Source organism: Aquabacterium sp. (genome assembly GCF_016195855.1).
Taxonomy (GTDB): domain Bacteria; phylum Pseudomonadota; class Gammaproteobacteria; order Burkholderiales; family Burkholderiaceae_C; genus Aquabacterium.
Genome location: NZ_JACPYU010000012.1, coordinates 68,333 through 82,624, shown reverse-complemented (window position 1 = coordinate 82,624; position 14,292 = coordinate 68,333). Strand labels below are relative to the sequence as shown.

The following is a 14,292-nucleotide window of genomic DNA, read 5'->3' as shown; positions in this document are numbered from 1 at the left end:
CAAGGGTGTCAACACACTCCCGGGCAATATACAAAATCCAGGGAGCCTTCTTCCATGTCCAACGAGCGCGCAGACGTTCAATGAAGGCACAGATCCGCTGAGGCAAGCCGAGGAGATCAGCCCAGCAGCCCCGACATCGCCGCCTTGACCGCCGCGTGCAGCTTGTTGGAGGCATCCAGCTTCACGATGCAGTTGCTGATGTGGAAGTTCACCGTGCGTTCGGTGATGTTCATGATCATGGCCACCTCGCCGGAGGTCTTGCCTTCGGCCGTCCACTTGAGCACTTCCAACTCCCGCTCGCTGAGTGCGGGCGCGGGCGCCGGCTGGCTGCTGCGCTGAACGAGCTTTTCAACCAGGGCGGCGTGTGTGAGTTGCCCCAGCAGCGTCAGGCTGCCTTCGATGTGGGCGAACTCATCGGGTGTGCAGAGGGTCTGGTCTCGGGCCAGGGTCACCATGCCGAGGCGGCCCTGGGCGTCCCGCACGCTGATCGAGACCCCGGTTCGGATGCCGTGGGACATGGCCTGCTCGGCGAAGTGGCGCTCGTCAAAGGCGGATGCGTCCCACAGCACGGGCGTGGTGACGCGGGTGCAGTGCCGAACCGTGGGGTCGATCTGGGCGTAATGACGGGCCTGGTACTGCTGTTGCCAGGCATCGGGGTAGTTGCTGGCCATCTCGATTCGCGGTTGCGAGATCGGAAGGGGACATCGCACGCCATAGGCAAAGAAGGGGAAGCCCAGATTCTGGGAGACTTGGGTCAGGTGTCCGATGGCCGCGGTCAGGCCGCCACTGCCGATGGCTTCTTGAAGAATCGTCTGGCTGGACAGGATCAAGCGCAACCTCTTCGACCTGATATTTCTGACATCCCGCGATGCGATCGAATCACCTACCATCATTTGATGATGAAACGATTACCGCAAACCCGGCACCACCCCGACGGCTACCTGCGCCTCACGCTGGCGGAATTGAAAGCCATGCACCTCGTGCATTTGTGCAGTGCGCAAGACCCTAGTGTAAAAGGCATGCTTGACAGCCTTTGTATTCCCTGTCGTCAGGCGGGCTATACGGAATGGTGGGTGCCGGCGATCCATCTGTCAATCGGGTGGGATTGGTATGTCGATGCCCCGACCATGCAGGTGCGCATGGCGCCCTGGGACGTGCGCAGCAATGTGATGCTGGTGACGGTGGAGGCCATGGCCGACCTGGGGGCGAAAGCGTCCGAGTACCTGTTGCGTCAATACCTGGCCAGTTTGTCCTGGCCGCAACAGCTGACCGTGGAGCTGGCGCATGTCGCCACGCCCTTGACCCCGGTTGCTTCTGCAGGCTTTCCGCCCGTTCTGCATTAAGGGGGCGGCCCCGGCATGCACAAGCGCACACGCGCGGCAACTGTCATTGGTTTCAGTTGAGCGCGCCGAACGCGTGCACTTGAATATCCCCATTTGGGGAGTATTCATGAAGACGATCTTCGGTAGAAAAGCGGATATGTCAGATATCGCGTACAGGGATTTGTCTGCATACCGGTATGAGGTATTCGTCAACCGATTGGGGTGGCCCCTGGATTGCCCTGTGGGGCAGGAGCTGGACCAGTTCGATCGAGCGGACACCGAGTACGTCCTGGCCCGGCAGGACGATGGCGCCATCTGCGGCTGTGCCCGCCTGCTGCCGACCGACCACCCCTATCTGCTGGGCGAGGTGTTCCCCGTCCTGATGCATGGGCAGCCGCTGCCCTCGGACGCCTCGGTCTGGGAGGTGTCTCGCTTTGCCACCTGGGCCAGCTCGGCCAGCGGCCCGGATGGGGCCGATACCGATGGTGACCTGATGCGCACGCGCCTGCTGGCCAGGGCCGTGCTGGACAGGGCGGCCGACCTGGGCGCCAAGCGTCTGATCACCGTCTCCCCTTATGGCATGGAGCGCCTGCTGCGCCGTGTGGGCGTGGAGGCCCGACGCAGCGGCCCGCCCGTGCTCTGGGGTGGGCAACTGCTGATCGCCTGCTGGATCGACGTGCAGGCCTGACTGAGGCCTCGGCGCTTCAGCCCCCGGCGGCCAGCGCATGCATGCAGGCCTCCAGGGCCTGCGCAGCACCGGCGCTTGCCTCCAGCAAGGGGGGCCTCAGATGCGGCAGCACAAGGCCTTGTCGGGCCAGTTCTGCCTTGACGAGCGCCGGGTTGGGCTCGCTGAACAGGCTGCGGATCAGCGGCGCCAGTTGGTGCTGCAACGCGCGCGCCGGCGCCAGTTGCCCTTCGCGCAGCGCCTGGTACATGGCCATGAAGGCTTGTGGTGCCACCTGCGCGGCCGCCGTGATGGCACCCGCACCACCCAGGCACAGGTTGTGGAAGATCAGCGCGTCTTCACCACTGAGCACCTGTAGCCGGCCATCGGCGATCAGCTGCTGGGTCTTGTCCAGCGAACCGCCGCAGTCCTTGAGGCCGATGATGTGTTCGTGTGCGGCCAGCGTGAGCAGGGTGTCCAGGTCCATCTGCACGCCGGTCCGGTAGGGGATGTCATACAGCATGAGGGGCGCGCGCGAGGCGTCGGCCAGCGCCTTGAAATGCGCGACCAGCCCCGCTTGGGAGGGGCGCACGTAATAGGGCGCGGGGCTCAGCACGGCATGCAGGGGCAAGGTGTTGAGGTGGGCCAGTCTGGCATGCAGGTGGCCCACATGGTTGCCCGCCAGCCCGGCGATCACCGGCAAGCCTTGCGCCGCGTCCAGCACCGTGTCGAGCACGGCATTTTGCTCGTCATCGTCCAGCGCAGCGGGCTCGCCCGTGCTGCCCAGGGCCACCAGGCCGGTGACTTCCGCCTGCTTGAGGTGCTGGACCAACTGCCGCAAGGCCGCATGGTCCACACCCAGGCCTTGGGCCGGGCTGAAGGTGGGGCCGAGAAAGGGGGTGACGATGGCCACCCAGATCCCTGAGAGATCAGTCATGTAACGCTCCAATGCAAACACCAACAGACCGGTATCAAGAACCGTCCGGATGGGCTTGGGCGTTGTCTGGGCTGGGGTGGGGCTGCAAGGCCCTGACCGTTGGCAGGCTGTTACCGTCGCTCATCTGACGGCAGCAGCAGCCCCGGTCAGACGAGCAGCTGTTTTTTGGCTTTGGACACGACGACCGCAGCTTCGCGGGTGCGAAGGCTGATGAAGGTGGTCGGGCGGGTGTCCATGCTGGGCATTCTAGTGGGGCGCGTCAGTGCTTGCCATCCACCTGAATGAAGGGCACGGTGCCACCGGTCACATTGGGCAGCTTGCCGTCCCATTTGCGGATGGCCTCGCGCTCGTTCTCGATGCGGCGCAGGGCCAGCAGGTCGGCCGTGATCTGCTGGCGTTGCAGGGCCAGGGCATCGGCTTCGGCCTTGGCGCTGGCCACCTTCTGCTTGGCCTCCACCTCGATGCGTTGCAGGTCGCGCTCGGCCTTGAGCTTTTCCTGCTCGGCCTTGACCTTGGCTTCGATGGCCTCCGAGAACGAGCGCGAGAAGGCGAAGTTCACGATGGCGAACTCATCGAGCATCAGGCCGTGGCGCTGCATCTTCTCGCGCAGCAAAGCCCCGATGGCATCACGCACCTCGGTGCGGCGCGACACCAGCTCTTCTGCGGTGAAGCGTGCCGTCACGGCCTTCACGGCTTCCTGTGCAGCGGGGATGATGATGCGATCGGCCGCGATGTCGGCACTGGGCCCGATGTTGCGAAAGACGTTGACGACGTCCTTGGGGTCCAGGTGGTAGTTGATGGCGATGCGCGTGTGGACGGACTGCAGGTCCTTCGATGCCGCGTCACCTTCGCCTTCGCCTTTTTGCAGGCGCACGTCCATCATGTGCATGGACTGGGCCAGGGGGATGCGGAAGTGGATGCCGGGCTGGTAGACCTGGTCATCGGCGCGGCCGAAGGTGGTCATCACGCCCCGGTCGCCTGCCGTGATCACGACCACGGGGCTGAGCAGGTACAGCCCGAACAGTACGAAGCCCGTGGCGGCCACCTTGCGCACGAGGCTTTGATTGCGATTGGGGAAGTTGTCGATCACGGGCATGCCATCCTCCTTGTGTCATGGGCTGTTGGGTGATTCTGTCATGCGCATGCCATGGGTGAGCCGTGGGTGAGATTACCGATGTGCGTGCCATGCGATCCGATTGACAATGGGGCTGCCCGGCACCTTTGTGTTTCTGCGCTTGCCCATGCCCGCCACCCGATCGAACCCTGCTCTCGCACCCCGCACGCTCAACGTGACCTTTGCGCGCACGCTGGTCAGCCAGTTGCAGCAAAGCCGGCCTGACCTGATGCCGCGGCTCGATCCCGCCTACCTGCGCCATCTGGAGGAGCGTGACCCCTTGGCACGTTGCACGCTCACCGAGTGGCATGCCTTGATGGACACGGTGGAAGCCTTGCTGGGCTCACCGGACCTGGTGCCGCAACTGGCCGAGCAGTTCAAGCCTTGGCATGCCGGGCTGCTGGGCTTCACCTTGATGACCAGTGGCACCGTGGTAGAGCTGGCCAAGCTGCTGCGGCGCTTTCATCACCTGCTCAATGACGTCTTCGAGGTGCAGCGTGGCCTGGATGGGCCGCGCTTCCTGTTGCGCCTGGTGCCGGCTTCGGCCGAGACCTCTCACAGGCTGGCACGCCTGTCGCTGACGGTGTGGGCGCAACGCCTGCGTTGGCTCACCGGTTGCCCCGATCTGAAGCTGGATGCCTCCTTCGAGGGTCCTGCCCCGCTGGATGTGGCGCCCTATCGGCGGATCTTTGGCGGCACGGTGCGTTTCGATCAGGACACGAACACCATGTGGGGTGACGCTTCTTTTGTGGACCTGCCCATCGTCTCGCGTGACACGGCCAGCCACAGCCTGCTGCAGGGCCAGGCGCTCAAGCAACTGGAGCAGCTATCGCGCGGTGAAGACGGCATCGTGGACCGCGTGCGTGGCCTGATCCGCCGCCGGCTGGACAGTGGCGCGTTGAGCCTGGAGGACGTCGCCACCGAACTCAAGCTGCCCGCACGGACCATGCAGCGGCGCCTGGACGAGGCCGGCGCCAACTTCAGGCTGATGGTGGACGAGGTGCGCAAGGCGCAGGCCCAGCGCTACCTGCGTGACACCGCCATGCCTTTGTCGGAGCTGGCCGTGGCGCTGGGCTTTGCCGACCACGCCAGCTTCAACCGCGCCTTCAAGCGCTGGATGGGTTGCTCACCGGGGGCGTTTCGCCGCGAGCAGGCCGGGCAGGCGGGCGGGGGCGGGCTCAACTGACGCTTGTTGGCGCCGGGCGGCTTCAGGGCTGGGCGGGGGGCTGGCGCTTCTTCCATTCCGCTTGCGCCTGCTCGGCCTTGTCCTCCAGCGACAGCTTGGGGTCAGCCTGCTTGCGCATCAGCTCCAGCAACTCCTGCGAGGTTTTTTCTTCTTCGCCGAACAAGGTCTCGGCGCCCTCGGCCCCGAAGTACTGTTGACGCAGCTCATGCAGGCCCTTGAGCTGTTGCGTGGCTTCTTCCAGCGTGCCGTTGCTCAGGCCCGGCGGGAAGGTTTGGGCCACAGCCTGGGCGTACTGGCTGTACTGCTGATATAGCGCCTTGAGGTCGCGCTGCGCCTGGCTGGGCAGGCCGACGGACTGGCTGTCGAGCTTGGCCAGGGCTTCGTCCCGCGGGAAGAGCGCGTGGATGCGTTCGACATCCAGGCGCGTTTGCTGATCCATGACCAGCGTGCCTTTGTCGGTGGCGCGGAAGGTGGGCAGGATCATGGTGTCCAGCGGCGAGGCAGGTTTGACGGGGCTCGGTGTGGATGCGCCATATGCTGCCGATGCCACGTTGCCTGATGCTCGGCTGTCATGGCTGAACCACGAGGCCACCCCATCGCGATGCGGCCCTGCGCCGGTCGAGCTCACTTGCGGGCTCAGCGCCCACATGCCCAGGCCCACCAGGGCCACGGTTGCGCTCGATATCACCAACCACTTCTTCAGCGTCACTTTGTTTGAATCTCCAGGTGTTCATGAAAAAGAGACCGGGCAGCGATGCGCCGGTCTCTTTGGGTGCTTGCGAGCCGTGCCTGAATGATCAACAGGGCACGGCCATCACCGCCATCAGAACGGGCCGTTGGACGAGAAGCTCGCCAGGGCCGCGTCGTTGCCATTGAGGAAGGTGCTGTAGCGTGTGTCGCCATCTGCAAAGCGCTTCATCCACGAGATGTTGGTGTAGCTGGTGGGCTCGCTGGCCTTGGTGGGGAAGAAGTGGTCGGCGCCTTCGATCACGGCCAGCAGCTTGGGCGTGGTGGCGGGGATGGCGTCATAGAACTTCTGCGAGTGGCTGGCCACCGGGGCGATGGTGTCAGACGTGCCACCGATGATGGCGGCGGGCACCTTGTTGACCTTCATCTTGGTGGTGGACGTATCCCAGGGGGCAAAGGCCACGGCAGCGACCAGGCCCGGCGTAGAACCAGCCGCTTCCAGCGTGCCGCCACCACCCATGGACCAGCCGGACACGGCCTGGCGGGTGGTGTCGATCTTGCCGGCCACGGCGCCGGTGTTCAGCGCGCTCACGGTCTTGAGCGCGGCCAGCAGCTGCGTGGCGCGGCTGGAGGGGAAGTCAAACAGCGTGTTGGTGGAGATGGCCACCACCACGAAACCATGCGTGGCCAGGCGCTTGGCCAGGCCGGCCATGGTGCTCTGTGCGGACACGAAGCCCGGGCAGATGGCGACCAGGGCGTACTTGCCTGCGGCCGTGGGCGTGTAGATGGTGCCGGCACCAAAGCCGTTGCCGGCCACGGCTTGCGAGGTGATGGCGTAGGGGCCGTCGGCCTTGATGGCGTCCAGGGTGGGGGCGGGGCCGTTCTGCACGGCGTGGGTCGCGGTGGAGGCCAGGGCCAGGAGGCTCAGACTCAATGCGCCGAGTGTGTGTTTGATCTTGAACATGCTGTCGTCCTTTCAGTGTGCTTATGAGAGGGGTTCATCGCCGCCCTTTGAATCAGAGGTGCGACGAGTTGACGCATTGTTCTGGCACGTCACGAATCATTCTTTACTTTGGACGCGGGGCACTTGGCCTGCGGTGCCAAACACGGGTATCTCCTGCTGGGAATAGCGATATAGACCGAACGGGTGAGGACGATTGCGCGACGGCTTGATCGGCTCAGTTTTCAGTGGGCATCGTGCATTCCTGATCGGCTGCATTGAGCTTGCAGCGGATGCGCTTGAGCAGCTTGAGCCCTTGCTTGTTGTAGATGCCTTGTTCGGCCAGCTCCACGCGTGTCTGCCGCAGGAACTCGGCGTACTTGGGCGTGTTCTCGGCCGAGAGGTCCATCCAGACGCTGGCGGGCAGCTCCACCTCGGCCTTGTTGATGCGGGCCAGCACCTCGTCGAAGTGGGTGAACCAGTAGCGGCGCGAGGTGTCGGCGAAGGCGGGCGCAAAGCGCGTGCGGTCGATGATGAGCTGGTAGCTCATGATCAGGTAAGGGAAGCGGCAGACCGCGCCTTGTGGGCCCATGCCCTTGAGCAGCTCCAGCGGCTTGAAGGCGATCGCCGGTGCGGCGGCCATGTCGGCCATGCCGTTGTTGAACTTGTTGGCGAAGTTGGTGACGTCGGCCGTGACGGGCTGCGCACCTGCCTTGAGGATGAGGTGGGCCTGGGCCTTGTCGTGATCGAAGGCCAGGATCTTCTTGCCGGCCATGGCCTCGGGGGTGTTCATGCGCTTGTCGCGCACCACGGCGTACACCGCGCCCACGTCGATCAGCCCCGCCATCTCGTACTTGCCTTGCACCACATAGCTGGATGCCGACGGCGCGTTGAAGATCTGGCTGGCCATGCGGATGACCTCGTGGCCAGCGGCATGGTCCACCTTGCCCTGGCGCAGGATCAAGGCCGCACCGAAGGAGTCGGTGGCCGCGGTGACAGGGTTGAAGGCGCGTGTGCGAAAGGCCGTGGCCAGCACCGCATCACATTGGCCGGTGCGAAAGTCATCCACGGCCACGCGCTCGTCCACATAGGACTTGAGCGTGAGGCTGAAGCCGGCACCCTGCATGGCCAGGGCATAGTCCTTGGCCGCGTTGAACATCTCGCCGCTGGCGCCTTGCAGGTCGAACACGCACAACCTGGGGTCGGCGGCGTGCGCGGCGGCGGGCAGGAGCAGGGGCAGTGCGGCGAGCAGGGTGGTGAAAGGGCGCGAGATCAGCGGCATGGCGGGCAGAGGCTTGGCAGGCACACAAGTGGTCTGGGACCCGAACCCTAAGCGATGTACCGTGCGGCGTCGATGCCCATGCGACAAAAAAGGGCCCTCGCGTCGCGAAGGCCCTTCAATCTGGTGCCAGTGGTCGCCCTGGCAGGCCAGATGCCGCTGTGATCAGGTCCTTCTGCGCGAGCTCACCAGGCCCATGCAGGCCACGCCCGCGAGCAGCAAGGCCAGGCTGGAGGGCTCGGGCACGGCCGCCACGTTCACGCTGCCGTTGACATAGGTGACGGCCACCGGGTTGCCGAACTCGTTACCGAATGGGAAGGCGCCCGACTCGCTCAGGCTGATGGCCGAGGTGCCGCTGCCCACCGCCGTGAACTTCAGCGTGGCGGTCAGGAAGTCGCCCTTGATCGGGGCCACAAAGGTGTTGAAGAACACGTCGCTGACCGTGCCGGCTACCGGGTCCAGCAGGCCGGTGGAGGTGGCGAACTCCCACGACGCGGGGATGGTGACGGCATCAAGTTGCAATATGGCCGGATCAAAGGCGAGGTTGTAGCCGCCACCAAAGATCTTGTCGGGGAAGCCCGTGGCGGCCACGTCCACCGAGAAGGTGTCGCCCAGGTTCACATTGCTCAATGAGGGGGTGATGGACACGGTCTGGGCTTGCGCAGCCAGGCAGGCCAGCAGGGTGGCCGAGGCCAGCAGGGTTTGATGCAGTTTCATGGTGATCTCCGTTGAAGGGTTGCGGTTGATGAAAGGTGTTGGACAGGGGTTCACTTGCGGGTGATGGTGTCGAGGTGGAAGGCCGAGGGGCCGGGGGCCTTGCCGAACAGCTTGGCGAACAGGCTGATGTCCAGCGAGTTCACGATGCCGTCGCCGTTGAGGTCGCCGGGCACGCGGCGCTTGGCGAACTGGTTGCGCATGGCGGCCAGGTCCAGCGAGTTGACGAAGCCATCGTTGTTCAGGTCGGCATCGCAGGCGTTGCCATAACCATCACCGTCGGTGTCGAGCTGGTCCTTGTTGGGCACGAGGATGCAGTTGTCGCGGCTGTCGGGCACGCCGTCGCCATCGGTGTCGGTCTCGGTGGAGGCCGCCTGGGTGGTGGCACCATCAGGCGAGCCCACGCGCACCCACACGTTGTTGCCCTTGAAGTCGCCCAGGTCGATCGAGCCGTTGCCGTTGTCATCGATCAGGCCTCGGCCCACGGTGCCACCGGTGAGCGGGTCGATGGCGATGGCAGTGATCCACTCAGGCTTGGCCAGATTGGGCGGGCAGGTCAGGCAACCAGGCTGGAAGGGCACCTTGATCTTCGCGATGTTCGATTCCAGCGTGATGATGGGGATGCTGAACTTCCAGGGTGGGGCCACGCGCAGCTTGACGGTCGGGTCGCCCAGCAGGTTGTAGATGTTGAGCTCCTGCTGCAGGTTGACGATGCCGGGGCGGCTTTGTGTGCTGTCCAGCGGGTGCTGGTTGCTTTGCGAGCCGTTGGCCACATCGCTCACATAAGCCTTGGCGTAGTTGAGCAGGTCACCCAGGCGTTGCACCGGACTGCTGGTGCCGTAGGTGGTGATCAAACCAGGGAAGACGCCATCGAACAGGCCCAGCGTGAGCTGGTTGTTGTCGGTGGTGCTGCTCTGACGGCTGTCGCCGATCACGGCCAGGGCGCCGTCGGCCTTGCGCAGGAAGGCTTCGGCCCAGTAGGTCGTGCTGGTGGACATGCCGTAGCCCGAGCCCCAGATGTTGCCGGGCAGGTCCACGGTTTCGTTGTCAAACACACCGCTGGCGCAGTTGATGCTGAAGACGACCGGGTACTGGTTGTTGGTCACCGACACAAGCGACAGGTCGCTGGTGCTGAACGAAGGGTCCCCCCAGCCGTCCCACCAGCCGTGGTCGCGGTGGTAGACCAGCGCCGAGCCCTGGTTGATGGCGTTGGCGATGTCCGTGCGGGTGGCGTTCCAGGCAAAGCCAGGCTTGTTCAGCGCCGAGGGCATGGCCGCGCCGCTGTTGTAGAACAAGGGGTTGGACGAGGCCGAGGCCGTGTACAGGCGCGGCACGCTGTAGCCCTTGCCAACGGCGTGGTCACGCACGCGCTCGGTGGTTTCGACGAACCAGCGCTGGTCGGTGCTGCCGCCGCCCTGGAAGTAGGAGGCAAAGGTCAGGCGGCTGTAGAAGTCCTGCCCGAAGATGGGATTGGGCGGCGGCGCGTTCTCGAACGCGATCACCTTGGAGACCACGGTGTTGGCCTGGGCCAGCGTGTCCACCGGGAAGCGACCGATGCCGAAAGGCGGGATGGTGGTGGCGGTGGCACCAGGCAGGAACTGGCCGAACCAGATGTCGCCGGCATTCTTCGCGCTGTCCCAGATGTTCTTGGCATCGTAGTGGGTGGGCACGTACTCGGCGTCACCCATGAACAGCACCCACTTGGGCCGCACAAGGTGGCTGTTGTAGTAGCTGCTGATCCAGTTGCGGATCTGGGTGTTGGTGGCGCTGGCGCCCGCACCGGTGATCTCGCTGGTGGTGACCACGCGGGTGGAGATGCCCAAAGCCTCTTTGTGGGCTTTGAGCGCATCGGCGGCGGCCTTGAAGTTGGGGTGCGTGATGATCAGGTAGCGGGCCCCCAGGAAGGCCGGGTCCAGCGTGATGGGCGGGGCACAGGTCAGCTCGGCCACCAGGGACTTGTTGAGCGTGAACTGCACGGCGGGCAGCAGCAGCTTTTCGATGCGCTGGTCGATGCCGTCAAAGCCGGCCTTCTGCGTGGTGCCCAGCACGCCCTTGAGTTGCAGGCGGTCGTACTGGAAGCAGTTGCCGGGGTGCTTGATGGTCACCAGGTAGCTGGGGTAGTAGGTGATCAGCTGCTGGCTGGGGTCGTAGCCATAGGGGCTGAGCTGGTAGCCCTGCACATTGGCATCACCCTTGAAGATGGTGCGCTCACCTTGCTTCTGGCCCGGGGTCTTCACGCCCTTGGCCCAGATGTCGGCGTTGAACGCAAACTTGGGCAGTTCATGGTCACCCAGCCTGGCGGAGATGGGCGGCTGGATGGGGTACAGGCGCGCGGGCAGGCGCTGGATGCCGCCTTCGGGTGTGATGTCCACCACGCCGCCCTTGCCGTCCACGGGCAGGGCCAGCGAGAAGCCGGCCACCGGCACTTCGGGCAGGCCGACTTCGTCGCTGTCATTGCTGACGGCGCCGGTGCCACCGCCCTGCGCAAAGCGCTGGAACAGGCCGCTGGTGGTTTCCACATTGGCCAGCATGGGCTTGGGCACGGTCACGCGCAGCACGGTGGCATCCGGGCTGATCGACACAGTGTCGATGCGCACGCCGGGTGCGGTCTGGGCCATCGAGGTCTGGCTCAGGGCCAGTTGCGCCAGCAGCGCAAGGCTGCCTTGTGCGCAGGCCCGCAGCGGCTGCCGAAGCAGACGGGGGGCATGGGGGTTCAACAACAGGTTCATGGTTGCCTCCAAAAGCGGTCTCACAACAACACCGAGCCGGACTTGGATCGGTATGGAAGCGAAGGCTAGGGAGCGGTGTGCCGCGCCACAAGGCTGCTTTGCGGGCTTGCCCCTAAGGGTGGGGGCGGCGGGCGGCACGGGAGCCTAGAACAGGGGCCCTAATTCACGAAGTGGCGCCCCCACACTTAGGGAGCTGGACGAAGGTCATGTCGGAAATGAGAAAATCCTTGTTTTCGCCCCTTTTGCTGCCCGCCTGCCTGCCATGACCACCTCTGCGCCTTCCTCACTGGTTCTGACCCGCCCCGATGACTGGCACCTGCACGTGCGTGATGGCGCGGCCATGGCGGCGGTGGTGCCGGCCACGGCGCGGCAATTTGCCCGCGCCATCGTCATGCCCAATCTGCGCCCGCCCGTGATCACGGCCGAACAGGCGCAGGGCTACCGCGAGCGCATCCTGGCGGCCGTGCCAGCCGGCATGAGCTTCGAGCCCTTGATGGTGCTCTACCTGACGGACAACACACCGGCTGAAGAAGCGGCCAAGGCCAAGGCCATGGGCGCCGTGGCCTTCAAGCTCTACCCCGCCGGGGCCACCACCAACAGCGATGCGGGCGTGACCGACCTGCGTAAGACCTACAAGGTGCTGGAGGCCATGCAGCGCGAGGGCCTGGTGCTGTGCGTGCACGGTGAAGTGACCGACGGCGATGTGGACGTGTTCGACCGCGAGAAGGCCTTCATCGACGACAAGCTGATCCCGCTGCGCCGTGACTTCCCCGAGCTGAAGGTGGTTTTCGAGCACATCACCACCAAGGAGGCCGCGCAGTATGTGAACGAGGCCGACCGCTTCGTGGGCGCCACCATCACGCCCCAGCACTTGCTGTACAACCGCAATGCCATCTTCATGGGGGGCGTGCGCCCGCACTACTACTGCCTGCCCATCCTCAAGCGCGAAGAGCACCGTGTGGCCCTGGTCCAGGCCGCCACCAGTGGCAGCCCGAAGTTCTTCCTGGGCACCGACAGCGCGCCGCATGCATCGCACCTGAAGGAGCATGCATCGGGTTGCGCCGGTTGCTACACCGCGCCCTGCGCCATCGAGCTGTACGCCGAAGCCTTCGAGGCCGCCGGTGCGCTTGACAAGCTCGAAGCCTTTGCCAGCTTCTATGGCGCCGATTACTACGGCCTGCCGCGCAACGCCGACAAGATCACGCTGGTGCGTGAGGACTGGGTCGTGCCCGAGGCCCTGCCATTTGGCGAGGCTCAGATCAAGCCGCTGCGTGGTGGCGAAACCCTGCACTGGCGCATGGTCTGACGTCTGTGAAGATCGACCCGCGCCTCCACGTTCTGCTCGACGAGTTGCCCGCCCTGGTGGGCTACTGGGACAGGGACGCGCGCAACCGCTATGGCAACCGCGCCTACCTGGAATGGTTCGGCATGAGCCCGGCGCAGATGCATGGGCGGCACCTCTCCGAGGTGATCGGCCCGCAGCTGTATGCCTTGAACAAGCCCTATGTGGATGCCGCCCTGGCCGGGCAGGCGCAGACATTTGACCGCACGATCGTGGACCCGCGCGGCGACCGGCACCACACGCAGGCCCACTACATCCCCGATTGCGTGGACGGGGTCGTGGAGGGTTTCTTCGCGCTGGTGTCCGACATCACGGACATCAGGCAGACCAGCGAGGAGCTCAAGGAGGCGCAACGCATCGGGCGCCTGGGCAGCTGGTGCTGGGACATCCAGGCCGATGCCGTGGACTGGTCGCCCGAGTTGTACAGCCTCTTTGGGCGCGATCCAGCCTTGCCGCCCCCGCGTTTCAACGAGCTGGCGCACCACCATCCCCCCGAGCACTGGCAGAGGCTGCACGCCTGCGTGACGCGCGCCATTGAAGCGGGCGAGCCCTATGCGCTGGAGCTGCCGTTTGTGCGCGACGACGGGACCGATGGGTGGCTTTTGGCGCACGGGCACCCGGTACGTGATGCAGGTGGCGCCGTTTTCAAGCTGCGTGGTACCGCACAGGATGTGAGCGAGCGCAAGGCCATGGAGCTGGCCCTGCTGGCCTCGCGCAACGAGTTGCGGGACATGGTGGCCCACCATGAAGTGACCTGTGAAGAAGACCGCAAGCACATCTCGCGTGAACTGCACGACGAGCTGGGCCAGTTGCTGTCGGCCATGCGCATGGACATTGCCCAGGTGCGCCGCGAGATCGCCAGCGGCGGTGACAAGGTGAGCGCCACCCTCGATGACATGCAAAGCCTGGTCGACAAGATGTTCATGGTGGCGCGCAGCGTCAGCACCAGCTTGCGGCCGGCGGCGCTGGACTTCGGGCTCTTGCCGGCCCTGGAGTGGCTGGCGCAGGACGTGGCCCAACGCAGCCGCATCGTCTGCGACGTGGACTTCGATACCTCGGACCTGTCTTTGCCAGACGCGCAGGCCGCCACCATCTTCCGCGTGGTGCAGGAGTCCCTGACCAATGTGGTTCGGCATGCGCAGGCCAGTCGGGTCGACATCACCTTGCGCCACACCGCGCATGAACTGGCCTTGTGCATCCGCGACAACGGCCGCGGGTTCGATGCCTCGGCGGTTCGCCAGCAAGCAGGTTTTGGCCTGCTGAGCATGCGCGAACGTGTCTTGTCCCTGGGGGGGCAGGTGCACATCGACACCGCGCCTGGCAGGGGCACCACCATCCGGATCGACATCCCCGTGTGAGCGCTGGCGCGCCGTGGGCG

The 14,292-nt window shown here is 65.1% G+C and carries 13 protein-coding genes; 5 read left to right on the top strand and 8 right to left on the bottom strand.

Going from position 1 to position 14,292, the window contains the following annotated elements; genetic code table 11:
• Positions 1 to 116: 116 nt before the first annotated feature.
• Positions 117 to 830, bottom strand: a complete 714-nt coding sequence (locus HY019_RS10510) for an autoinducer binding domain-containing protein (RefSeq protein ID WP_290691760.1) — start codon at positions 828 to 830, stop codon at positions 117 to 119.
• Here HY019_RS10510 and HY019_RS10505 point away from each other — a divergent pair.
• Together HY019_RS10505 and HY019_RS10500 are read left to right on the top strand one after the other, a co-directional pair.
• A complete protein-coding gene (locus HY019_RS10505; RefSeq protein ID WP_290691758.1) occupies positions 801 to 1,343 on the top strand; it encodes a DUF4902 domain-containing protein in 543 nt (180 codons plus the stop codon). The genes HY019_RS10510 and HY019_RS10505 overlap by 30 nt on opposite strands.
• A 136-nt stretch (positions 1,344 to 1,479) precedes the next feature.
• Entirely contained in the window at positions 1,480 to 2,010 is a 531-nt protein-coding gene (locus HY019_RS10500; protein WP_290691756.1) for an acyl-homoserine-lactone synthase, read from the top strand.
• 16 nt (positions 2,011 to 2,026) lie between these two features.
• On the opposite strand, the gene dapA is transcribed toward HY019_RS10500, so the two are convergent.
• Together dapA and HY019_RS10490 are read right to left on the bottom strand one after the other, a co-directional pair.
• On the bottom strand, positions 2,027 to 2,923 hold the full coding sequence (gene dapA, locus HY019_RS10495; RefSeq protein WP_290691754.1) for a 4-hydroxy-tetrahydrodipicolinate synthase: 897 nt from the start codon (positions 2,921 to 2,923) through the stop codon (positions 2,027 to 2,029).
• A gap of 259 nt (positions 2,924 to 3,182) precedes the next feature.
• Complete coding sequence (locus HY019_RS10490) at positions 3,183 to 4,019, bottom strand: prohibitin family protein (RefSeq protein ID WP_290691752.1); 837 nt, start codon at positions 4,017 to 4,019, stop codon at positions 3,183 to 3,185.
• 145 nt (positions 4,020 to 4,164) lie between these two features.
• Between HY019_RS10490 and HY019_RS10485 the strand changes: the two genes are divergently transcribed.
• Positions 4,165 to 5,223: an AraC family transcriptional regulator gene (locus HY019_RS10485; protein WP_290691747.1), complete on the top strand. Its 1,059-nt coding sequence runs from the start codon at positions 4,165 to 4,167 to the stop codon at positions 5,221 to 5,223.
• A 22-nt stretch (positions 5,224 to 5,245) separates the two neighbouring features.
• Here the strand turns inward: HY019_RS10485 and HY019_RS10480 are convergent, their stop codons facing one another.
• The 5 genes from HY019_RS10480 to HY019_RS10460 form a co-directional block, all read right to left on the bottom strand.
• Positions 5,246 to 5,911, bottom strand: a complete 666-nt coding sequence (locus HY019_RS10480) for a lipase secretion chaperone (protein WP_290691745.1) — start codon at positions 5,909 to 5,911, stop codon at positions 5,246 to 5,248.
• 135 nt (positions 5,912 to 6,046) lie between these two features.
• Positions 6,047 to 6,874, bottom strand: a complete 828-nt coding sequence (locus HY019_RS10475; RefSeq protein WP_290691740.1) for a dienelactone hydrolase family protein — start codon at positions 6,872 to 6,874, stop codon at positions 6,047 to 6,049.
• 214 nt (positions 6,875 to 7,088) lie between these two features.
• The gene (locus HY019_RS10470) at positions 7,089 to 8,156 is read right to left on the bottom strand and encodes a putative solute-binding protein (RefSeq protein WP_290691737.1); all 1,068 of its coding nucleotides are present in this window, start codon (positions 8,154 to 8,156) and stop codon (positions 7,089 to 7,091) included.
• Positions 8,157 to 8,294: 138 nt separating this feature from the next.
• On the bottom strand, positions 8,295 to 8,846 hold the full coding sequence (locus HY019_RS10465; protein WP_290691733.1) for a cohesin domain-containing protein: 552 nt from the start codon (positions 8,844 to 8,846) through the stop codon (positions 8,295 to 8,297).
• Positions 8,847 to 8,896: 50 nt separating this feature from the next.
• A complete protein-coding gene (locus HY019_RS10460) occupies positions 8,897 to 11,572 on the bottom strand; it encodes a C25 family cysteine peptidase (RefSeq protein ID WP_290691731.1) in 2,676 nt (891 codons plus the stop codon).
• 262 nt (positions 11,573 to 11,834) lie between these two features.
• Here HY019_RS10460 and pyrC point away from each other — a divergent pair, with 262 nt between their 5' ends.
• Positions 11,835 to 12,878, top strand: a complete 1,044-nt coding sequence (pyrC, locus tag HY019_RS10455) for a dihydroorotase (RefSeq protein ID WP_290691729.1) — start codon at positions 11,835 to 11,837, stop codon at positions 12,876 to 12,878.
• A gap of 5 nt (positions 12,879 to 12,883) precedes the next feature.
• Positions 12,884 to 14,272, top strand: coding sequence for a PAS domain-containing protein (locus HY019_RS10450; protein WP_290691727.1), 1,389 nt, complete (start codon positions 12,884 to 12,886; stop codon positions 14,270 to 14,272).
• Positions 14,273 to 14,292: the final 20 nt, after the last annotated feature.

Bases quoted from the DNA above. Each gene is read 5' to 3' on its own strand.
- HY019_RS10485 (WP_290691747.1), top strand. From the start codon at position 4,165: ATGCCCGCCACCCGATCGAACCCTGCTCTCGCACCCCGCACGCTCAAC.
- HY019_RS10465 (WP_290691733.1), bottom strand. From the start codon at position 8,846: ATGAAACTGCATCAAACCCTGCTGGCCTCGGCCACCCTGCTGGCCTGC.
- HY019_RS10460 (WP_290691731.1), bottom strand. From the start codon at position 11,572: ATGAACCTGTTGTTGAACCCCCATGCCCCCCGTCTGCTTCGGCAGCCG.
- HY019_RS10490 (WP_290691752.1), bottom strand. From the start codon at position 4,019: ATGCCCGTGATCGACAACTTCCCCAATCGCAATCAAAGCCTCGTGCGC.
- HY019_RS10500 (WP_290691756.1), top strand. From the start codon at position 1,480: ATGTCAGATATCGCGTACAGGGATTTGTCTGCATACCGGTATGAGGTA.
- dapA (WP_290691754.1), bottom strand. From the start codon at position 2,923: ATGACTGATCTCTCAGGGATCTGGGTGGCCATCGTCACCCCCTTTCTC.
- HY019_RS10475 (WP_290691740.1), bottom strand. From the start codon at position 6,874: ATGTTCAAGATCAAACACACACTCGGCGCATTGAGTCTGAGCCTCCTG.
- pyrC (WP_290691729.1), top strand. From the start codon at position 11,835: ATGACCACCTCTGCGCCTTCCTCACTGGTTCTGACCCGCCCCGATGAC.